The sequence below is a fragment of the Massilia sp. LXY-6 genome (assembly GCF_051233485.1).
Classification (GTDB): Bacteria; Pseudomonadota; Gammaproteobacteria; order Burkholderiales; family Burkholderiaceae_D; genus Telluria.
Genome location: NZ_JBKFGF010000056.1, coordinates 1 through 20,921 on the forward strand (window position 1 = coordinate 1; position 20,921 = coordinate 20,921).

At 65.1% G+C, this 20,921-nt stretch carries 20 protein-coding genes and 2 tRNA genes; 12 read left to right on the plus strand and 10 right to left on the minus strand.

Annotated elements, in window-relative coordinates:
* Positions 1–391 precede the first annotated feature (391 nt).
* Positions 392–1,939: a phospholipase D family protein gene (locus tag ACI48D_RS22270; protein WP_435573425.1), complete on the minus strand. Its 1,548-nt coding sequence runs from the start codon at positions 1,937–1,939 to the stop codon at positions 392–394.
* A gap of 5 nt (positions 1,940–1,944) precedes the next feature.
* Positions 1,945–2,721: an enoyl-CoA hydratase gene (locus tag ACI48D_RS22275; RefSeq protein WP_435573426.1), complete on the minus strand. Its 777-nt coding sequence runs from the start codon at positions 2,719–2,721 to the stop codon at positions 1,945–1,947.
* Between the two features lie 54 nt (positions 2,722–2,775).
* Between ACI48D_RS22275 and ACI48D_RS22280 the strand changes: the two genes are divergently transcribed.
* Positions 2,776–4,041, plus strand: coding sequence for an MFS transporter (locus ACI48D_RS22280; RefSeq protein WP_435573427.1), 1,266 nt, complete (start codon positions 2,776–2,778; stop codon positions 4,039–4,041).
* 23 nt (positions 4,042–4,064) lie between these two features.
* Here the strand turns inward: ACI48D_RS22280 and mltA are convergent, their stop codons facing one another.
* Both mltA and apaG read right to left on the minus strand, forming a co-directional pair.
* A complete protein-coding gene (gene mltA, locus ACI48D_RS22285) occupies positions 4,065–5,333 on the minus strand; it encodes a murein transglycosylase A (protein WP_435573428.1) in 1,269 nt (422 codons plus the stop codon).
* A gap of 98 nt (positions 5,334–5,431) precedes the next feature.
* Positions 5,432–5,806, minus strand: a complete 375-nt coding sequence (gene apaG / locus ACI48D_RS22290; RefSeq protein WP_435573429.1) for a Co2+/Mg2+ efflux protein ApaG — start codon at positions 5,804–5,806, stop codon at positions 5,432–5,434.
* Between the two features lie 97 nt (positions 5,807–5,903).
* Between apaG and rpe the strand changes: the two genes are divergently transcribed.
* The 8 genes from rpe (at position 5,904) to ACI48D_RS22330 (ending at position 12,769) form a co-directional block, all read left to right on the plus strand.
* The gene (gene rpe, locus ACI48D_RS22295; RefSeq protein ID WP_435573430.1) at positions 5,904–6,578 is read left to right on the plus strand and encodes a ribulose-phosphate 3-epimerase; all 675 of its coding nucleotides are present in this window, start codon (positions 5,904–5,906) and stop codon (positions 6,576–6,578) included.
* A complete protein-coding gene (locus ACI48D_RS22300) occupies positions 6,578–7,276 on the plus strand; it encodes a phosphoglycolate phosphatase (RefSeq protein ID WP_435573431.1) in 699 nt (232 codons plus the stop codon). The genes rpe and ACI48D_RS22300 overlap by 1 nt, the downstream gene beginning before the upstream one ends.
* Before the next feature lie 206 nt (positions 7,277–7,482).
* Entirely contained in the window at positions 7,483–8,985 is a 1,503-nt protein-coding gene (trpE, locus tag ACI48D_RS22305; protein WP_435573432.1) for an anthranilate synthase component I, read from the plus strand.
* Between the two features lies 1 nt (position 8,986).
* Positions 8,987–9,550: an anthranilate synthase component II gene (locus tag ACI48D_RS22310; RefSeq protein WP_435573433.1), complete on the plus strand. Its 564-nt coding sequence runs from the start codon at positions 8,987–8,989 to the stop codon at positions 9,548–9,550.
* A 104-nt stretch (positions 9,551–9,654) separates the two neighbouring features.
* Positions 9,655–10,689, plus strand: coding sequence for an anthranilate phosphoribosyltransferase (trpD, locus tag ACI48D_RS22315; protein ID WP_435573434.1), 1,035 nt, complete (start codon positions 9,655–9,657; stop codon positions 10,687–10,689).
* A gap of 12 nt (positions 10,690–10,701) precedes the next feature.
* On the plus strand, positions 10,702–11,349 hold the full coding sequence (locus tag ACI48D_RS22320; RefSeq protein ID WP_435573435.1) for a LysE family translocator: 648 nt from the start codon (positions 10,702–10,704) through the stop codon (positions 11,347–11,349).
* Between the two features lie 10 nt (positions 11,350–11,359).
* On the plus strand, positions 11,360–12,160 hold the full coding sequence (trpC, locus tag ACI48D_RS22325) for an indole-3-glycerol phosphate synthase TrpC (RefSeq protein WP_435573436.1): 801 nt from the start codon (positions 11,360–11,362) through the stop codon (positions 12,158–12,160).
* 96 nt (positions 12,161–12,256) lie between these two features.
* Positions 12,257–12,769 (plus strand): energy transducer TonB, encoded by a 513-nt coding sequence (locus ACI48D_RS22330; RefSeq protein ID WP_435573437.1) that lies wholly within the window; start codon positions 12,257–12,259, stop codon positions 12,767–12,769.
* Here ACI48D_RS22330 and ACI48D_RS22335 read toward each other — a convergent pair.
* From ACI48D_RS22335 to ACI48D_RS22360, 6 genes are all read right to left on the minus strand, one after another.
* Positions 12,766–14,595, minus strand: coding sequence for a M61 family metallopeptidase (locus ACI48D_RS22335; RefSeq protein ID WP_435573438.1), 1,830 nt, complete (start codon positions 14,593–14,595; stop codon positions 12,766–12,768). The genes ACI48D_RS22330 and ACI48D_RS22335 overlap by 4 nt on opposite strands.
* Positions 14,596–14,665: 70 nt before the next feature.
* Complete coding sequence (locus ACI48D_RS22340) at positions 14,666–15,250, minus strand: nucleotidyltransferase family protein (RefSeq protein ID WP_435573439.1); 585 nt, start codon at positions 15,248–15,250, stop codon at positions 14,666–14,668.
* 2 nt (positions 15,251–15,252) lie between these two features.
* Positions 15,253–17,487 (minus strand): molybdopterin cofactor-binding domain-containing protein, encoded by a 2,235-nt coding sequence (locus tag ACI48D_RS22345; protein WP_435573440.1) that lies wholly within the window; start codon positions 17,485–17,487, stop codon positions 15,253–15,255.
* Between the two features lie 9 nt (positions 17,488–17,496).
* Complete coding sequence (locus tag ACI48D_RS22350) at positions 17,497–17,961, minus strand: (2Fe-2S)-binding protein (protein ID WP_435573441.1); 465 nt, start codon at positions 17,959–17,961, stop codon at positions 17,497–17,499.
* Between the two features lie 206 nt (positions 17,962–18,167).
* Entirely contained in the window at positions 18,168–18,890 is a 723-nt protein-coding gene (locus tag ACI48D_RS22355) for a DsbC family protein (RefSeq protein WP_435573442.1), read from the minus strand.
* An 18-nt stretch (positions 18,891–18,908) separates the two neighbouring features.
* Entirely contained in the window at positions 18,909–20,159 is a 1,251-nt protein-coding gene (locus ACI48D_RS22360; protein WP_435573443.1) for an FAD-dependent monooxygenase, read from the minus strand.
* 129 nt (positions 20,160–20,288) lie between these two features.
* Here ACI48D_RS22360 and ACI48D_RS22365 point away from each other — a divergent pair.
* The 3 genes from ACI48D_RS22365 to ACI48D_RS22375 all read left to right on the plus strand — a co-directional run bounded on the left by ACI48D_RS22365 (position 20,289) and on the right by ACI48D_RS22375 (position 20,853).
* Positions 20,289–20,364, plus strand: a tRNA-Phe gene (locus ACI48D_RS22365).
* Positions 20,365–20,444: 80 nt separating this feature from the next.
* Entirely contained in the window at positions 20,445–20,792 is a 348-nt protein-coding gene (locus ACI48D_RS22370; protein ID WP_435573444.1) for a zinc ribbon domain-containing protein YjdM, read from the plus strand.
* Positions 20,787–20,853 (plus strand) — tRNA-Leu (locus tag ACI48D_RS22375). The genes ACI48D_RS22370 and ACI48D_RS22375 overlap by 6 nt, the downstream gene beginning before the upstream one ends.
* Positions 20,854–20,921 lie beyond the last annotated feature (68 nt).

The window sequence follows — 20,921 nt, forward strand, 5'->3', positions numbered from 1 at the left end:
TTTCCAGCTCGAAATCGATCCACTGGATCGATTTCGCTCACTCAAAATACTGACCGTTACTCATTGCTGAGCAACGTTATACTTTTTGTGAACATTTGATAATTTAAGCATTCAGCAACCGCTTTCGCGGCTGCTGGCACTTCATCAAACGCCCACACTTATCGACTGTTGATTGTTAAAGAACTTATTCGGTACTGCCTTGCTGCACTTGCGAATCGTTGTGTTCGTCAGCAGCAGAGAAGTGAGATTATGCCGTGTTTCGCTTAACTCGTCAACTCATCCGTTTCTACGTTGCGCACTCATTTTTGTAAGCAATTTGTGCGCTGCAGAAGCAGGACGCGAACTATAGCAAACCGGCGGGTAAGTCGGCAAGCGGGTCCGTCGTTTTTTGTCACAGCAGCCAATCGATAGGCAACCAGGACAGGATACGGACGCCGGCCCGCTTCCATATGCTCGTGCCCGGCTCGGTTTCGTGGCGCAGCACCTCTCCCTCGCGCCGCTCCAGCCAAACCAGCTTGCCGTCCGGCTCCAGTCTCACCTTATAGGCTTCGCTCGGCATTACCCGTGTCAGGCGGCTTTCCAGTTCGTGTGCCAGCAAGGAACTATCGATGACGAAGCCCATCTCTGTGTTCAACGCGATCGAGCGGGGATCGAGGTTGAAGGAGCCGACGAAGATGCGGCGCCCATCGACGCCGATGGTTTTCGCATGCAGGCTGGCGCCCGAGCTGCCGCCCATCCCTGCCCGCCCCGGTGATCCCGCCGCAGCGCTCGCGCGGCGCAGCTCGTAGAGCGATACGCCGGATTCCAGCAGTTCGCGCCGCCGCTTGGCGTAGCCGGCATGCACTGCGGCGACGTCGGTCGCTTCCAGGGAATTGGTGAGTACCCTCACCTTCACGCCCTGGCTTGCCAACGCGCCCAGGGTACGTGTCGTTTTCGCACCAGGAACGAAATACGGAGAAACCAGGTCGACTTCACGCTGCGGCTCTCCCAGTAAGGCGGGGAGATTGGGCGCCACGCCGGACTGCGGCTGCGAAGCGCCGAGCACCTTGGCGGGGTCGTCGCTGATCAGGCGGGTGTCCGCCCACTCGAGCGGCAACTGGCGCTGCACCAACTGTTCGACGAACGGCAGCGTACGGATCGCCTCCAGGTAAGCCCGGGCCGTCGCTTGCCCGCGCAATGCCTGCACTTCCTGCGCAAGAATCCCGCCCGCCTTGGCATCCGAGGCCCCGACCAGGACCGAGATCGGATAGGCCGACTGGCTGTTCCAGTAGCGGTCGAACTCGTGCGAGACGGCCTGCACGGCCGGGCCGACGGCCATCACGTCGAGGTCGACGAACATCACGTCGCCTGCCGCGCCGAAGTATTCGTCGCCGATATTGCGGCCGCCGACGATCGTTACCTGGTTGTCGGCAGTGAAGGACTTGTTGTGCATCCGGCGGTTGAGGCGCGAAAAATCGGTCAGGTAGCCGAAGCTGCGCCAGGCGCGTAGCGCGAAAGGGTTGAACAGGCGAACCTCGATGTTCGGATCGCGGTCCAGCTCCACCAGCACGGGATCGAGTCCGGCGGTGTTGTTATCGTCCAGCAGCAGGCGCACACGCACCCCGCGTGCCGCGGCGCTGCGCACGGCGTCCAGCAGCAGCGTACCGGTGATGTCCTTGCGCCAAATATAGTACTGGAGGTCGAGGCTGCGCTCGGCGCGATGCGCCAGCAGTGCCCGCGCCGCAAAGGCGTCACGGCCAGCAGCCAGCGGATACACGCCCGACAGCCCCGGATGGGCCTCCGCCAGCGGAACGATGGCTGTGCCGAGCCTCGTACCGGCCGTATCGGGAAAGGCCATCGAGGCCGTACGCGACACCAGCCGGGGCAAGGAGGCGCAGCCGAACATCGCCGCCGCCGCGAACGCAAGCACCAGGCCTCCTGCGAGGACGATTCCCCGCATGATGCCTACATGCCTTCGAAGTTCGGCTTGCGCTTCTCCAGGAACGCCGTCATGCCTTCTTTCTGCGCCGGCGTCCCGAAGCCGGCGTGGAAATAGCGGCGCTCGTAGCGCACGCCTTCGGTCAGCGTGGTCTCGAAGGCGCGGTTGACGGAATCCTTGATCTGCATAGCCACCGATACCGGCATCGCGGCGATGGTGTTCGCCACCGCCAGCGCCTCTTCCATTACCTTGTCCGCCGGGACCACGCGCGAGACCAGACCGGTACGCTCGGCCTCGGCCGCGTCGATCATCCGGCAGGTCAGCAGCATGTCCATCGCCTTCGACTTGCCGATCGCGCGCGGCAGGCGCTGGGTACCGCCGGCACCCGGGGTCACGCCGACCTTGATCTCCGGCTGGCCGAATTTCGCGTTGTCGGCCGCGATCAGGAAGTCGCACATCATCGCCAGCTCGCAGCCGCCACCCAGCGCATAGCCGGAGACGACGCCGATCACCGGCTTGCGCACGTTCAGGATGTGCTCCCAGTTGCGGCCGATGTAATTGCCGGGATAGGTGTCGGCATAGGTGTAGTTCGCCATGGCGGCGATGTCGGCGCCCGCCGCGAACACTTTCTCGCTGCCGGTCAGGATGATGACGTTGACGGCCGGGTCGGCGTCGAACTTGTACAGTGCGTCGCCCAGTTCGTTCATCATATTGTCGTTCAGGGCATTCATCGCCTTCGGGCGGTTCAGGCGGATCACGGCAAGCTTGCCATGTTGCTCGATCAACAGGTCAGAATATTCCATGGGACACCCCTCATATAAGATAACCCTCCGATTGTAGCGCCTGCGATGGCATAAATGACAAGGATGATCAGCTTCTTCCGCAAACTGGGCAGCGATCCGCAACTGCGCAACACCGATTTCCGCCGCTTCTGGTTCAGCAGCGTCCTGACCAACTTCGGGGCCCAGGTCACGCTGCTGGCCCTGCCCATCTGCGCGGCCCTGCTGCTGCATGCCACCCCGGCCCAGATGGGCACCCTGGCGGCGCTCGGTTCCCTGCCCTTCCTGTTGTTTGGCTTGCCGGTCGGCGTCCTGCTCGACCGCAGCCGGCGCCTGCCCATCATGCTGTGCAGCGATGCGATGGTGGCGCTGAGCCTGGCCAGCGTGCCGATCGCCTGGTGGCAGGGCTGGCTCACCATCCACTGGCTGTACGCGGTCGAGTTCGTGCTCGGCACCGGCTATGTGGTGGGCGGCGGCGCCGAGCAGATCTTCGTGACCTTCCTGGTCGGGCGCGACGGCCTGATCGATGCGCAATCGAAGTTCGCGGCCACCGAATCGGCCTCGCGCCTGCTGGGCCCGGGCCTGGCGGGCGTGCTGGTGCAAGCGCTGGGCGCGCCCTTCGCCATCCTTTGCAACGTGGCGGGTTTCACGGTCTCGATCTGGAACCTGCGGCGCGTCAAAGCGCGCGAGCCGCAGCCGATTGCGCCCGAATCGCATGTGCTGCGCGACATGCTGGCCGGCCTGGCCTTCGTCTGGCGCCACCCGGTGCTGCGCCTGCTGGCCTGGACCTCGGCCTGCTGGCACCTGCTGTTCTATGGCTACATGGCGCTGTATGTGCTGTTCGCCACCCGCGTGCTGGGGATGTCGCCGGGGATGATGGGGACGGCCCAGATGCTGGGCGGGGCCGGCGTGCTGGCCAGCTCGGTGCTGCTCAAGCCCCTGACGAAGCGCTTCGGCGCCGGCGGCACGGTCGCGATCGGGCTTTGCGCATCGAGCATCGGCTTCGTGCTGATGCCGGCCATCCCGCGCGACCTGTTCGGCAGCCCTGCCGCCAGCGCGGCCGCGTATGCGGTGGTGGTGTTCTGGCTGGACTGCGGCGCCACGCTGTTCTTCCTGCCCTACCTTGCCCTGCGCCAGCGCGTCACACCGGACGCCCTGCTCGGCAGGATGACCTCGACGATGCGCTTCATGACGGTGGCGATGGCGCCGGTGGGTGCGGCCGGGGCCGGACTGCTGGCGGAACGGATCGGCGTGCGCGGCGGCCTCGGTATCGTGGCGGCGGGCGCCCTGCTACTGACGGCGGGTACTTTATTCGGCACCCGCCTGCACCGCATCAAGGCCTGAGGCGCTTTAAAAGCGCCGCCCGGTCAGCGCGACGCCTGCACCATGGCCGGCTTCGGCAGCAGCACCCACAGCTGGCCGCGCTGCTTCATACGCCCGGCATTCTCGGCCGCCTGGCCGCCGAAGCCGAAGAAAAAGTCGGCGCGCACGGCGCCGCGGATGGCACCGCCGGTATCCTGCCCCATCACCAGACGCTGCACCGGCACCTCGCTGGCCGGTTCGGTGGTGGACAGGAAGATCGGCGCGCCCAGCGGCAGGAAGGACGGGTCGATCGCCACCGAGCGGCTCGGCGTCAGTGGCACGCCCAGCGCCCCCTTCGGGCCGACGTTCGGATCCGGCAGGCGCTCTTCGCGGAAAAAGATATAGCTCGGATTGACGTTGAAGAGTTCCTGGCGGCGCTCCGGATGCGCGGCGACCCATGCCTTGATACCCTGGGCCGAGGCCTCGCCGGCCGTCAGCTCGCCCTGCTCGACCAGCCAGCGCCCGATCGCCTTGTACGGATGGCCGTTCTGGTCGGCGTAGGCGATCCGCACCACGTCGCCGGAATCGTCGAGCTGCACCCGGCCCGAACCCTGCACCTCGAGGAAGAATGCCTCGACCGGGTCGTCGACCCACACCAGCTCCTTGCCGGGCAGCCGCGCGCGCTCGATCTCGGCGCGGCTACCGTAGGGCACCACGGTCTTGCCGACCAGCCGGCCGCGCAGGCGCATGCCTTTCAGGGTCGGGTACACGCCGGCCAGGTCGACGGTGACGAGGTCGTCCGGCACTTTGTAGAGCGGGGTCTGGTAATTGCCGCCGCGCGTGCGCGAACCGTGCAGCATCGGTTCGTAGTAGCCGGTGATCAGGCCGGTGTCGGCGCCATCGGCCGCGCGCACCAGGTTGGGCACGAAGTACGCCTCGAAGAATTGGCGGATCGCCACGCCGTCGCCGGCATCGACCAGCTTCGCGGTGTCGCAGGGAGCCTTCCAGTCCGGCTTCTTCCCCAACGCCCGGCAGGACGCCAGGAAGGCCGGCCAGGCCTGGCGCAGGTCGTCCTGCTGCCAGCCCGGCAGCATCTCGAAGGCGACCGGCGTGAACAGCGGCGCGGCCGCTTGTGGCGGCGTCGACGGCACCGGCACACCCGGCGGCGGCATCCTCACCGGCGGCTGCGGCTGCGGGACCGGCTTCGGCTTCGGCTGAGGTTTCGGTTGCGGCGCCGGTTGCGGAGGCGCGGTCGTGCAGGCGGCCAGGAAAGCGGCGATGGAAACCAACCCGGCGACGCTGCGGGCGGGTACACTTCGGCGTGTCGAATACATAAGGAATCGGTATGTGGATACTGGTATTGGAAGCGGGTGCGGCGCTGCTGCTGCTGATCTTCATCGTCTGGTGGACGATGTTTTCCGGACGCAAGTGATCAGTGCAGGGCGTGTGGCAGCGACAGCACGAATTCGGGGATGTTCACTTCGAAGCGATGACCGTCCTCGGCCACGAAGAAGTATTCGCCGACCATCGAGCCCTGGAGCGTTTCGAGCTGGGTGCCGCTGGTGTATTCGAATTCCTCGCCCGGCTTGAGCAGCGGCTGGTGGCCGACCACGCCCAGGCCGCGCACTTCCTGCGTCTTGCCGTTGCCGTCGGTAATCGTCCAGTGGCGCGAGATCAGCTGGGCCGGCACGGAGCCGGTATTCTTGATCGTGATCGTGTAGGTAAATACGTGCAGTGTTCGCTCCGGCTTGGATTGTTCCGGCAGGTATTGGGTCCTGACATTGATCGCGAAATCGTAGACGGCCATGGCTTTCCTTTTTTCTAAGCCGCCATCATACAACGCTGGCGAAAAGCGCGGCGTCGTACAATAGCGGTCTTTTAGAATTGCAGACTTGCAGACCGCCATGACCACCTACCGCATCGCTCCCAGCATCCTGTCCGCCGATTTTGCCCGCCTGGGCGAGGAAGTGAAGAACGTCGTTGCCGCCGGCGCCGACATCATCCACTTCGACGTGATGGACAATCATTATGTCCCGAACCTGACCATCGGCCCGATGGTGTGCCAGGCCATCCGTCCGCACGTGCAGGTGCCGATCGACGTACACCTGATGGTCAAGCCGGTCGACCGCATCATCCCCGACTTCGCCAAGGCCGGCGCCAACATCATCACCTTCCACCCGGAAGCGTCGGAGCACATCGACCGCTCGCTCCAGCTGATCCGCGATAACGGCTGCAAGGCCGGCCTGGTGTTCAACCCGGGGACCCCGCTGCACTACCTCGACCACGTGATGGACAAGATCGACATCATCCTGATCATGTCGGTCAACCCGGGCTTCGGCGGCCAGTCCTTCATTCCGGAAGCGCTGAAGAAGGTCGCCCAAGCGCGCCGCCTGATCGATGAATCCGGCCGCGACATCATGCTGGAAGTCGACGGCGGCATCAAAGCCGACAACATCGCCGCGGTGGCCGCCGCCGGCGCCGACACCTTCGTCGCCGGTTCCGCCATCTTCGGCAAGCCGGACTACAAGGCCGTAATCGACGCCATGCGCGCCGAGCTGGCCGGCGTCAAGGCGCAATAATGCGGGCCGGCGCAGCGGCCATCCGGGCCGCCATCATCGACCTCGACGGCACCATGCTGCACACGGTGCCCGACTTCGAACTGGCGCTGAACGGCATGCGCGCGGAGTTCGACCTTGCACCGATCGACCAGGCCACCATCGAACCGATGGTCGGCAAGGGCTCGGAAAAGCTGATCCGCGACGTGCTGGCGCTGGACTATTCGGCTGAACGCATCGACGCCGTGTTCGACCAGGCCATGGCCGCCTACCAGCGGCACTACCTGGCCATCAACGGCGAGCGCGCCACCTTGTTCCCCGACGTGATCGAAGGCCTGCGCGCGCTGAAGGAGCTGGGCCTGCGCCTGGCCTGCGTCACCAACAAGCCGATCGCCTTTACGCTACCGCTGCTGGAGAGGAAGGGCCTGGCGCCGTGGTTCGAGCTGGTCTACGGCGGCGATTCGCTGCCGAAGAAGAAGCCCGATCCGCTGCCGCTGCAGCAGGTCTGCCGCGACTTCGAACTGGCGCCGGACGCGGTGGTGGCAATCGGCGACTCGAGTAATGACGCCGAGGCTGCCCGGGCCGCCGGTTGTTTCGTGCTCACGGTGCCATATGGTTATAACCACGGAATGCCTGTGCAAACTATTAATTCCGATGGTATAGTTGATTCGCTGCTCGATGCAGCGAAGCTGATATCTGTCCACAACAGCACGTCAAACTAAAATATCTATACATGTTTTTCACCAAAAAACACACCGTCAACCAAACCGGCGCCCTTGAGGCCTGGCTGTGGCGACGCTGGCAATCCTGGGCTAACTAAACCCCCGTTGATTGCTGCAGGTGCATGTTCATATCCATGCGCGCACCTGCAGGTTTTTTGAAGAAAACGCCGCCCGACCTCCCTCTTTCGGCCGGCCCGGAGAAAAGCATGACCGAACTCGAATTCAAATCGCTGGCCACGCAAGGCTACAACCGCATCCCGCTGATCGCGGAAGCCTTTGCCGATCTCGAAACCCCGCTCACGCTGTACCTGAAACTGGCGCAGAGTCAGGACGCCGGCAGGAACACCTTCCTGCTGGAGTCGGTGGTCGGCGGCGAGCGCTTCGGCCGCTATTCCTTCATCGGCCTGCCGGCGAAGACCATCCTGCGCGCGACGCCGGACGGCAACGGCATCACCATCGAAAAGAATGGCGAAATCGTCGAAACGCACGAAGGCAACCCGCTGGAGTTCATCGAACAGTACCAGCAGCGCTTCAAGGTCGCGCTGCGTCCGGGAATGCCGCGCTTCTGCGGCGGCCTGGCCGGCTACTTCGGCTACGACACCGTACGCCACATCGAGAAGAAGCTGGCGGGCAAGGCGCCGAAGGACGAGCTGGGCCTGCCGGACATCCAGCTGATGCAGACCGAAGAGCTGGCCGTGATCGACAACCTGTCGGGCAAGCTCTACCTGATCGTCTACGCCGACCCGTCCCAGCCGGAAGCCTATGCCAGGGCGAAGCAGCGCCTGAAGGACCTGCGCGTGATGCTGCGCCGGAGCGTCGACGCGCCCGTGACCTCGTCCTCGGTCCGTACCGAAGCGGTGCGCGACTTCAGCAAGGAGGACTACCTGAAGGCGGTGGCGGTGGCCAAGGAATACGTGATGGCCGGCGACCTGATGCAGGTGCAGATCGGCCAGCGCATCCGCAAGCCCTACGTGGATTCGCCGCTCTCGCTGTACCGCGCGCTGCGTTCGCTGAACCCGTCGCCGTACATGTACTACTACAACTTCGGCGACATGCAGATCGTCGGTTCCTCGCCCGAGATTTTGGTCCGCAACGAGCAAGAACCGGAAGGCGGCCGCAAGGTCACGCTGCGTCCGATCGCCGGCACCCGCCCGCGCGGTTCGACGCCGGAACGCGACGCCGAGCTGGCCCACGAGCTGCTGAACGACCCGAAGGAGGTCGCCGAACACGTGATGCTGATCGACCTGGCGCGTAACGACATCGGCCGCATCGCCAAGACCGGCACCGTGAAAGTCACCGATCAGATGGTCATCGAAAAATACTCGCACGTGCAGCACATCGTCTCCAACGTCGAGGGCGAACTGAAAGAAGGCATGTCGAACCTGGACGTGCTGCGCGCCACCTTCCCGGCCGGCACCCTGACCGGTGCGCCGAAGGTACGGGCGATGGAAGTGATCGACGAGCTCGAGCCGGTCAAGCGCGGCATCTACGGCGGCGCCTGCGGTTACCTGAGTTTTGGGGGCGAGATGGACGTGGCGATCGCGATCCGCACCGGCGTGATCAAGGACGGCAACCTGTACGTGCAGGCGGCGGCAGGCATCGTGGCCGATTCCATCCCCGAGATGGAATGGCTGGAAACGGAAAACAAGGCACGCGCCGTGCTGCGCGCGGCCGAGCAAGTGCAAGACGGACTGGATGGGGAGATCTGACATGCTGCTCATGATCGACAACTACGACTCGTTCACCTACAACATCGTCCAGTACTTCGGCGAGCTGGGCGAGGATGTGCGCACCGTGCGCAACGACGAGATCACCTTGGCCCAGATCGCCGACATGAACCCGGACCGTATCTGCATCTCGCCCGGCCCGAAGAGCCCGAAGGATGCCGGCGTGTCGGTCGATGTGCTGAAGGAATTCAAGGGTAAAAAGCCGATCCTGGGCGTATGCCTGGGCCACCAGGCGATCGGCGAAGCCTTCGGCGGCAAGATCATCCGCGCCAAGCAGGTCATGCACGGCAAGACCTCGAAGATCGCCCACACTGGCGAGGGCGTGTTCAAGGGTCTCCCTAGCCCCTTTACCGTGATCCGCTACCACTCGCTGGCAATCGAACGCGCCTCGCTGCCGTCCTGCCTGGAAGTGACGGCATGGACCGACGACGGCGAAATCATGGGCGTGCGCCACAAGGAGTTCGACATCGAGGGCGTGCAGTTCCACCCCGAATCGATCCTGTCCGAGCACGGACATGCGATGCTGAAGAATTTCCTGGAACGTTAAAACCGTCATTCCCGCGAAGGCGGGAATCCAAGTTTCTCGGCATATCGACAAACTTGGGTCCCCGCCTTTCGCGGGGACGACGTTCGAAGAGAACTGGACCCGCCATGATCACCCCGCAAGAAGCGCTCCTGCGCTGTATCGAACACCGCGAAATCTTCCACGACGAAATGCTGCACCTGTTCCGGCAGATCATGTCGGGCGAGATCTCCCCGACCATGGTCGCGGCAATCACCGTGGGCCTGCGCGTGAAGAAGGAAACCATCGGCGAGATCACCGCCGCCGCCCAGGTCATGCGCGAGTTCTCGACCAAGGTGCCGATGGCCGACACCACCAAGCTGCTCGACATCGTCGGCACCGGTGGCGACGGCGCGCATACCTTCAATATCTCGACGGCCTCGATGTTCGTGGCCGCCGCCGCCGGCGCGCGCGTGGCCAAGCACGGCGGGCGCAGCGTGTCCTCGTCGAGCGGCAGCGCCGACCTGATCGAAGCGCTGGGCGCCGAGATCGACCTGAAGCCCGAACAGATCGCCCAGTCGATCGCGCAGACCGGCATCGGCTTCATGTTCGCGCCGAACCACCATGCGGCGATGAAGAACGTGGCGCCGGTGCGCCGCGAACTCGGCGTGCGCAGCATCTTCAACATCCTGGGGCCGCTGACCAATCCGGCCGGCGCGCCGAACATCCTGATGGGCGTGTTCCACCCCGACCTGGTCGGCATCCAGGTGCGCGTGCTGCAGCGCCTCGGCGCCGAGCACGCGGTGGTGGTCTGGGGGCGCGACAACATGGATGAAGTCTCGCTGGGCGCCGGCACCATGGTCGGTGAACTCGTCAACGGCGAGATCCGCGAATACGAAATCCACCCGGAAGACTTCGGCCTGCAGATGATCGCCAGCCGCAACCTGAAGGTCGCGAACGCGGCCGAGTCGCAGGCGCGCGTGCTGGAAGCGCTGCGCGGCGAACCGGGTCCGGCGCACGACATCGTGGCGCTGAACGCCGGCACCGCGCTGTACGCGGCCGGGGTGGCATCCTCGATCGAGGAAGGCCTGCAGAAAGCGCGCAGCGCCATCGCCTCGGGCGCGGCGCTGGCCAAGCTCGACCAGTTCGTCAGCGTGACGCGCCAACTGAGTATCAGCAACTGATGGCAAACTGAAATGCCGGCACAGTTCCTGGGAATCCACGACCTGCCCGTCTTCATCCTGTCCGGGCTGCTGCTCAACATCCTGCCCGGTCCCGACTCGCTCCTGATCATGACCCGCAGCGCCACCCAGGGCTGGCGCGCCGGCAGCGCTGCAGCTGGCGGCATCGGCGCCGGCACCTGCGTGCACATCCTCGCCGCCGCACTGGGCCTGTCCGCGGTGCTGGCGACCTCCGCCGCCGCATTCACTGCGGTCAAGCTGGTCGGCGCAGCCTATATCCTGTGGATGGCGGTCGGCCTGCTGCGCAGCAGGAAGCATGAAAATACGACGGTGGCCCCGGCCCTGCCGCGCCTGCCCTACCGGAAGATCTTCGCCCAGGGCTTCCTCACGAATGTGCTGAACCCGAAGGTGGCACTGTTCTTCCTGGCCTTCGTGCCGCAATTCATCGCTGCCTCCGCGCCGAACAAGGCCCTGGCCTTCATCGTCCTCGGCTGCATTTTCAACATCAACGGCATGCTCTGGTGTAACGCGCTGGCGCTGTTCACAGCCCGGGCGAGCGCGCGCATCCAGCTCGCTCCCTTTCTCTCGCTGTGGCTCAAGCGCTTCACCGGCGGCCTGTTCGTCTGGCTCGGCGTCAAACTGGCGCTGTCGAAGCAATCCTGAAGGTTTTTCTATGTCCGACATCCTGAACAAGATCCTGGCAGTAAAGGCCGACGAAGTCGCCGCCGCCAAAAAACACCGCGACCTGTACAGCCTGCGCCGCGAAGTCGAGGGCGACAGCGAACTGCGCGCCAAGCTGCGCGGCTTCGAAGCAAGCCTGCGCCGCAATATTGAGGCGGGACGTGCCGGCGTGATCGCCGAAGTGAAGAAAGCCTCGCCGTCGAAGGGCGTGCTGCGTCCCGACTTCCAGCCGGCCGCCATCGCCGAAAGCTATGCGAAGGGCGGCGCCTCCTGCCTGTCGGTGCTGACCGATGCGCAATTCTTTCAGGGTTCCGCGGACTACCTGAAGCAGGCGCGCGCCGCCTGCGAACTGCCGGTGATCCGCAAGGATTTCATGGTCGACCTGTACCAGGTGTACGAAGCGCGCGCGATGGGCGCCGACGCGATCCTGCTGATCGTCGCGGCCCTGGACCACGGCCTGATGGCGGAACTCGAAGCCTGCGCCCAGGAACTCGGCATGGATGTGCTGGTCGAAGTACATGACGGCGACGAGTTGAATGCTGCGCTGCGCCTCAACACGAGGCTGCTGGGCATTAACAACCGCAACCTGCGCACCTTTGAGGTCACGCTGGACACCACCATCGGCCTGCTGCAGAATATTCCGGCGGAGCGCCTGGTGGTCACCGAGTCGGGGATCCTGGCGCCGGCCGACGTCAAGCGCATGCGCGATGCCAACGTGCATGCCTTCCTGGTGGGCGAAGCCTTCATGCGCGCGCCCGATCCCGGCACGGAACTGCGACGTTTATTCGACTAGAAGGAATCTCGAAAAACCGTCGCGAGCAGCGGCAGTGCCGGTCGGGAAAAGCGGGCCGGCAATGCACCGCGCAGCAGGTTTTTGGAGATTCCGGTCATGAAAACGACTATCCGCACGAACCTGGTCTTCACTCCGATGTTATTGGCAGGCTTGAGCGGATGTTCGAGCGTGACGACGGTGGCGACCACCGTCGGCTCCTCGATCGAACACGTTGCCGAGCGGATCGTTCACCCCTTCTCTCCCGCCCCCGCATCGAAACCGGCGCCCGCCGGCCTCGACGACTACAAGACCCAGGTCGCCCAGCACGTGGTGCAGCACAATCCCGACCGGACCTTCAGCGGCAAGCTGCCGCCGATGCTGCCGGCCATCGTCGTGCTCGAGATTACGGTGGATGAAAACGGCGGCTTGCAGGACGTCGCGGTGCAGCGCTCGCGCGACCCGGATGCGTCCGAGGTCGCGCTGGCCTCGATGCGGCGCAGCACACCCCTGCCGCGGCCGCAGCGGCTGGCCTTGCGCACCGGTTCGCTGACCTTTTCTGAAACTTTCCTGTTCGACAAGGACTACCGCTTCCAGCTGCGCAGCCTGGCCGGACCGCAGACGGCGGATTAACTCGCGCTGGGCCGCTTGACCGTTGCCGTCTTGCGCGTGCCCGGCGCCACGCCGATGGTGACGACCGGCGCGACGCAGCCCTGCAGGGTCAGCTCGAAGCGCATCAGCTCGTCGCGGCGGAAGGCGTGCACGGGAACGGTGTCGCCGACGCGGTAGCGCGCCAGCAATTGGTCCAAATTGGATGGGGCGCCGTTCACGCGCAGGCCATCGAGCGCGATCACGATGTCGCCCGCCGACAGGCCGGCCTGGTGCGCCGCGCCGCCTTCGTGCACCTGGTTCAGCTTGGCGCCCAGCGGGTCGCGGCCGACGCCGATGTTCAGCGAAGGCTTGGCGTTCTTGCGCTCATCGACGAGCTTGATGCCGAAGGGAGCGTACAGTTTCGCCAGCGGAATATCCTCGGTGCCGCGCACGTAGCGGTCGAACAGGGATTTCAGGCGCAGGCCGCTGACTTCGTCGAACAGCGCTTCCACGTCCTTCTCCGTTACGCCGCGGCCATCGCCGGAAGCGCCGGCATAGAAATCGCGACCGTAGCGTTCCCACAGCGCGCGCATCACGTCGTCCAGCGATGCCGCGCCGCCGGTCTTGGCGCGGATCGTCAGGTCGAAGGCCAGGCCGACCAGCGAACCTTTGGTGTAATAACTGATGATGGCGTTCGGCGCGTTCTCGTCCTGACGGTAGTATTTGGTCCAGGCGTCGAAGCTCGATTCGGCCACGCTCTGCTTGGTGCGGCCGCTGCCGCGCAGGACGCTGCCGACGGTCTTGCCGAGCAGCTTGAAATAAGTCCCCTCGCTGATGATGCCGCTGCGCACCAGCATCAGGTCGTCGTAGTAGCTGGTGAAGCCTTCGAACAGCCACAGCAGCGGGGTGTAGCTCTCGGCCTGCAGGTCGTAGGGCGCGAACACGGCCGGCTTGATCCGCTTGACGTTCCAGGTGTGGAAGTACTCATGGCTGCACAGGCCCAGGAAGGTCACGTAACCCTCGCTGCGTTCGGCCGTCTTTGGCGCGGCGGTGCTCGGCAGGTCGACGCGTGAGCAGATCAGGGCCGTCGAGGCGCGGTGTTCCAGGCCGCCGTAGCCGTCGCCGACCGCCATGGTCAGGAACACGTAGCGCTCGATCGGCGCCTTCTTGGTCTTCGGCTCGAAGAAGGCGATCTGGGTTTCGCAGATGGCTTTCAGGTCCTGCCGCAGGCGCTCCATGTCCAGGTTGGGCACGCGCCCGGTGACCACGATGTCGTGCTGGATGCCGTGGGCATGGAAGCTCGCGAGCGCGAAGTCCCCCATTTCCACCGGATGGTCGATCAGTTCGTCGTAGTCGGCGGCGAGATAGGTCCCGAAGCCGTAGCGTTTGGCGCCCAGTTCGGGCAGCGAGGTCGCCACGCGCCAGCCGGCTGCCGCCGGGTCGCCGGGGCGCTGGATGTCGACCTGGTGCGGCGCCGCGTCCTGGCCGAGCACGCGCAGGAACACGCTGGTGCCGTTGAAGAAGCCGTGGCTCTGGTCCAAGTGGGCGGCGCGCACCGACAGGTCCCAGGCATACACCTCGTAGTGCAGGGTCAGCGGACCGGCAACCGGGGCCGCGCGCCAGGTGTGCTTGTCGAGCTTGGCCAGTTCGACCGGCTGGCCACCCGACTCGGCGCGGATGCGAACGATGTTGCGCGCGAATTCTCGGATCATGTAGCTGCCCGGGATCCAGGCCGGCAGCGCGAACACCTGGCCTTCGGCGGCGGGTAGCGCCACCGTGACGCTGACGTTGAACAGGTGGCCCGCCAGGTCCTTCGGCACGATGGTGTACTGGACCGCGGCCTGCTTCTTCTGATTTATTTTTTTCATGGTGTGAACAATCGCTCTCTTATTCGCCGTAGTGTAATCGGATTCTTTGGCAAGAGGGAGTTCGAACCACTTACAAATCGGTAAGGATGTCAATATCCCGGAAGATGCCCGGGTCGGTCACCTCGACCTCGCTGACGGGGCAGGTTTGCAGCAGTTGACGCGCGCCCTGGTCGCCGCTCAGCGCCAGCAAGGCTTCCAGGTGGACGCGCCCGAAACCGACCGGATTGCCGCGCCGGCCACCCATCACGGGTGCGGCGATCGGGGCCCCGGCAGCCAGCGCGTCGGCCAATGCCTGCAGCGTCGACGGGTCCACATACGGCATGTCGCCCAGCGCCACCAGCCAGGCAGCGGGGTCATACGGGAGGGAGTGGCGCAGCGCGTGCACCAGCGATGCCGCCATGCCGCTGTCCGCATCCGGGCACACGGTGACTTCGCAGCCGGCCGCGGCCAGCAGCGCGCCAACGCCGCCGTCATCCGGCGGCACCACGGCAATCACGGTGGGGAGAACCGCGAGCAGCTTGCGCGCGCTGGCGACGGCCACCGGGTCGCCGCCGGCTTGCGCAAGGGGCTGGAGCAGCTTGTTGCGCTGCCCCAGCGGATCGAAGCGACGCCCCCTGCCGGCCGCCATCAGGATGCCAACGGGGAGAACGCGCATGATCAGCTTGACGCCAGGTCGAACGGCAGCTTGCGCAGCCGCTTGCCGGTCAGCTTGAACAGGGCGTTGGCGAAGGCCGGCGCCAGCGGCGGCAGGCCCGGCTCGCCCATGCCGGTCGGCGGGTCGTTCGACGGCACCACGTGCACCTCGACCTGCGGCATGTCGTTCATGCGCGCGACCGTGTAGTCGCCGAAGTTCTGCTGCTCGACCACGCCATCCTTCAGCGTGATCGCGGCGCCCGGCAGCGTGGTGCCCAGCGCCATCAGCGCGGCGCCCTGGATCTGGGCTTCGATGCTGAGCGGGTTCACCGCCAGGTTGCAATGCACGCCGGCGGTCGCCTTGTGCAGGTGCGGCGTGCCGTCCTTGATCGAGGCCTCGACCACGTAGGCGACCACGGTGCCGAAGGATTCGTGCACGGCCACGCCCCAGGCATGGCCTTTCGGCAGGGTCTTCCTGCCATAGCCGGACTTCGCCACCGCCAGGTCCAGCGCCGCATGGTGGCGCGCGTGCTTCGGGTCGATCAGCTTCTTGCGATACGCGACCGGGTCAAGCCCCGCGGCATGCGCCGCCTCGTCGATCAGGGTCTCCATCACGAAGGCGGTGTGGGTCGAGCCCACCGAGCGCCACCACAGCACCGGCACGTTGGCGCGGGCAATGTGGGCCGACAGGTTCAGCGGTACGTCATACGGTTCGCCCATGCCCTCGACCATGGTGCTGTCAACGCCATTCTTGATCATGAAGCCTTCGAAGGGCGTGCCGGCGGCGATCGACTGGCCGACGATGACGTGGTCCCAGGCCAGGATATTGCCCTGGGCGTCCAGGCCGATCTCGGCGCGGTGCAGGTGCGAAGGCCGGTAGTAGCCGCCCTTGATGTCGTCCTCGCGGCTCCAGATCATCTTCACCGGGCCGCTGTGCCCTGCCGCCTTGCAGGCCTTGGCGATGTTGACCGCCTCGACCACGAAGTCCGAGGTCGGCACTGCGCGCCGGCCGAAGCCGCCGCCTGCCATCATCGTGTGCAGGGTCACCTGCTCGGGCTTCAGGCCGGCCGTTTTCGCAGCAGCAAGCTGGTCGCCGGTCTGGAACTGAGAGCCGACCCACAGCGTGCAGCTGTCATCCTTCAGGTCGACCGTGCAGTTGATCGGTTCCATCGGCGCGTGCGCCAGATAAGGGAACTCGTAGACGGCCGAGATCTTCTTCGCGGCCGTGCCCAGCTTCGAGGTATCGGCCTGGCGCGCCACTGCGCCCGGGGTCTTCGCCAGTCCGGCAAATTCGGCCAGCTGGGCGGCGGAATCGAGCTTGCCGACGCTGCCGGTATCCCACTCGACCACCAGCGCGTCGCGGCCCTGCTTGGCCGGCCAGTAGCCTTCGGCGATCACGGCGATGCCGCGTCCGCCCCGGTCCACCGGAATCTCCAGCACGTCGATCACGCCGCGGATCGCCCTGGCTTTCGAGGCGTCGAACTTCGCGACCTTGGCGCCGAACACCGGCGGATGGGCGACCACGGCGACGGCCAGCTTGCCGCCTTCCGGCTTGAAGTCGAGGCCAAACTGCTGGCGGCCGCTGGACTTGGCGCGCGCATCCAGTCGCTTCATCGGCTTGCCGATGTAGCGGAACTGCTTCGCATCCTTCAGGGTGACGGTTTGCGGCACCGGCTGCTTCATCGCGGCGTCGGCCAGCGCACCGAAGCTCGCCTTCTGGCCCGCCGGGCCGACCACGATGCCCTTGGCAACGCGGCACTGGCCCGGATTCACCTTCCACTGCTCGCTTGCTGCCGCGACCAGCATCGCGCGGGCGCGGGCGCCGACTTCGCGGTACTGGGTGAAGGAGTGGGCGATGGTGCCCGAGCCGCCGGTGATCTGCATGCCGAAGGCCGGGTCCTTGTACACGTCGGCGGCCGGCGCCAGTTCGGCGCGCATCTGGCTCCAGTCGGCGTCGAGTTCGTCGGCGATCACCATCGGCAGCGAGGTGTGCACGCCCTGGCCGAATTCGAGACGGTTGACGATCACGGTGACGCTGTTGTCCGGCGCCACGCGCAAGAAGGCGTTGGGCGCGTAGACGACCGGCTTCGCAGCATCAGCGGCGCGCGCCATCCGTCCGCTACCCGGCAGGACGAAGCCCAGCACCAGCCCGCCGGTGGCGGCCGCGCCGGCCTTCAGGAAACCGCGGCGCGAACTGATGCCCAAGGCACCCACCGCGGCGCCAGATGAGCCCGCGTTCTTGAACCATTCTGCTCGCATGTGGACTCCTTAGGCGACAGCGATTGTTTTAGCGGCATCCTTGATGGCCGCGCGGATCCGTTGATAGGTGCCGCAGCGGCAGATGTTGCCGCTCATCGCGTTGTCGATGTCCGCATCGCTCGGCGCCTTGTTCACGCGCAGCAGCGCGGTGGCGCTCATCACCTGGCCGCTCTGGCAGTAGCCGCACTGCGGCACGTCGTGCTTGACCCAGGCGTCCTGCACGGCCTTGCCGACCTTGTCGCTCTCCATCGCCTCGATGGTGGTGATCTTGTGGCCGGCAGCGCTCGCAATCGGCGTGATGCAGGAACGGATCGCCTCGCCGTCCAGGTGCACGGTGCAGGCGCCGCACAGGGCAGCGCCGCAGCCGAACTTGGTGCCGGTCATGTCGAGATTGTCGCGCAGCGCCCAGAGGATGGGCGTGGAGGGATCGGCGTCGACCTGCAGGTCGCGCCCGTTGATGTTCAGAGTGACCAAGTACTACTCCTGGTTTTGGACATTGCTTCTGTTTTTATATAGCCGAACGTAACAGGGCCTCGGAAAACCGTAGCGAGCGGCAGCAGGTGTGGCCAAGAAGCGCAGCTGTACTGACGGCACAGCCGGTCCGCCGCAGCGGAGCATCGCCGAGCTCGGCGCCCCCGCCGCACCTGCAACGCGCAGTAGGTTTGCCGAGGCCCCATCCACTACTGCTTGATCGATTCAAGCTTCTTTTCGATCGTCGGCAGGTCGACCGCACCCGGGATGCGCGAGCCGTCGGCGAAGAAGATCGCCGGCGTGCCCTGAATCTTCAGCTTCTGCCCCAGCGCCAGGATCTTGTCGTTCGGCGTCTCGCAACTGGCCGGGGCCGCCGGTGCGGCCTTGCCGCCGATCATCCAGTCATCCCAGGCCTTGCTGCGGTCCGCCGAGCACCAGATGTTCTTCGACTTCACGAACGAATCCTCGGACAGGATGTTGTACATAAAGGTGTAGATGGTCACGTTGTTCAGGTCCTTCAGCGCGGTCTGGCGCAGGCGCTTGCAGTAGCCGCAGTTCGGGTCTTCGAACACGGCGATCACGCGCTTGCCGTCGCCCTTGACCTGCTTGATGGCGTCCTTGAACGGCAGGTCCGAGAACTTGATCTTGTTGATGTCGTCGATGCGCTCGCGGGTCAGGTCGCGCGTGGTCTTGGCATCGTAGACGTGGCCGATGACCAGGTATTCGCCCTTCTTGTCGGTGTACAGGATGTCGCCGGCGACGCGCAGTTCGTACAGGCCGCCGTAGGGCGTTTCCTTGATCGATTCGATCTTGGCCCCGCCCAGGCGCGGCTCGATGTTCTTCTTGATGGTGGCCTCGACCGAATTCTGCGCGCCGACGCAGGACGTGATGAGGCCGGTCGCCAGCAGGACGGCGAGTTTGGTCTTGACCATGAACTTATTCCTTAAAAATTATTTACCCATCGCGTGGGCGATCAGTCTGCGCTTTACCAAGGGCAACTTATCCAGCAAGTTTAAGCCCAAATTGCGGATCACGCGTACGGGTTCGAGGTTGGCGCCGAACAAACGTTCGAGCCCATCGGTGGCTAGCTGCATGAGGAGGATGTCTTCCTTGCGCGCCCTGGCGTAGCGTGCCAGCACGCGCTCGTCGCCGATGCCGTGCTGCGCTTCGCGTTCGTTCACGATGCGCAGCAGGTCGACGATGTCGCCGAAACCGAGGTTCATGCCGTGCCCGGCCAGCGGATGCACGGCGTGGGCGGCGTCGCCGATCAGGGCCACGTGCGGCGCGACGATCGCATGCGGGCGCACCAGCGCCAGCGGGATCGCCTTCACCGCTTCCGGCTGCAGGGGCTTGAGCAGCCCGAGCTGCTTTTCGGAGTATTCGCCGAGGCGGATCGCCAGCTCGCCGAGCGACTCGTCCATGATGGTGTCGGCCAGGGTTTCCGGCGCCGACCAGACCAGCGACACTCGATTGCCCGGCAGCGGCAGCAAGGCGATGATGCCCTCCTTGCAAGTGAACCACTGGTGGGCGACGTTGTGGTGCGGCTTCTCGCAGGAGAAGTTGGCGACGATGGCGTGCTGGTGGTAGGAACGGTAGTCGATGCCGATGTCGCACTGGCCGCGCACCCAGGATTCACGGCCGTCGGCCCCGAGCAGCAGCTGGGCTTCGATCGGGGCCCCCTCTTCCAGTTCGACTTTCGCGCCGAGCGGGCTGCAGCTCAGCCTGCAGGCGCGGCCGCTGACGACGTCGACGTTCTGGGCGAAGCGCAGGGCCGCGTCCAGCGCACTGTTCAGGTTGCTGTCCTCGACGATCCAGGCCAGCGTGCCGGTATGGGCGCCGAAGGCGTCGAAGCCGAGCTGGCCGCCCTGCTCGCCATCGCCCTTGACGTCCATCGCGTCGACCGGCGCCACGCGCGTCATGTCGAGCGCTCCCCAGACCTTCAGCGAGGCCAGCAGCTTCTGCGCCGTGTGGTTGAGCGCGTACACGCGCACGTCCCACGGTTTGCCGCCACCGGAAGACGAGGATCCGGACGTCTCTTCCGCGCCCGGACGCGCGGGCGGCACCAGCAGGGTGACGCTGTGCCCGGCCTGGGAAAAGCCCAGGGCGGCGGTCTTGGCGATCGCGCCGTTGCCGACGATGCAGACGTCGCTACGGCGCCCGTCGGCACGATAGGGTGCGGAGGAAGAGGTCGGTGTAGTCATGGGGACATTATAGCCTCTTGCACTTGGGCGGCTCCGCCAGCCTGTGCCAGGTCCGCGGCCCGGTTCTTAAAAAATTGCCGCTCGGGACTTGCGGCCTTGAAAACCGCTGGCTATAATCATGCCTCTCTTGGCCTGGTAGCTCAGTTGGTAGAGCAGAGGATTGAAAATCCTTGTGTCGGTGGTTCGATTCCGCCCCGGGCCACCAAGAATTCAGAAGTACACCAAAAACGCTGCCTTCGGGTGGCGTTTTTTGTTTTTGACTCCTTATTTCACCTGGATACTGCCATGACAACGCTCCTCCCGCCCTGCCCTTCCTGCGGCTCCACGCTGACTTACGAGGACGGCTCCGGCAACTACGTCTGCCCGGAATGCGCGCATGAATGGCCGGTCAAGGCCGAGGCGGCCGCGGACGAAGCGGCGCGTGTATGGCGCGATGCCGCCGGCAACGTGCTGCAGGATGGCGATTCCGTCACCGTCATCAAGGACTTGAAACTGAAAGGCGGAGGCGGCGTGGTCAAGCAAGGCACCAAGGTCAAGAATATCCGCCTGGTCGACGGCGACCACGACATCGACTGCAAGATCGACGGTTTCGGTGCCATGAGCCTGAAATCGGAATTTGTACGGAAGAGCTGAACGCAGGAAGCAGGGATTGAGAATCCTTGGGTCGGTGGTGCGATTCCGCCACGGGCCACCAAGAATTCAGCAGCAAGCAAAGCGCCACCTTCGGGTGGCGTTTTTGTTTTCAGTCTCCGCATCCCCTTC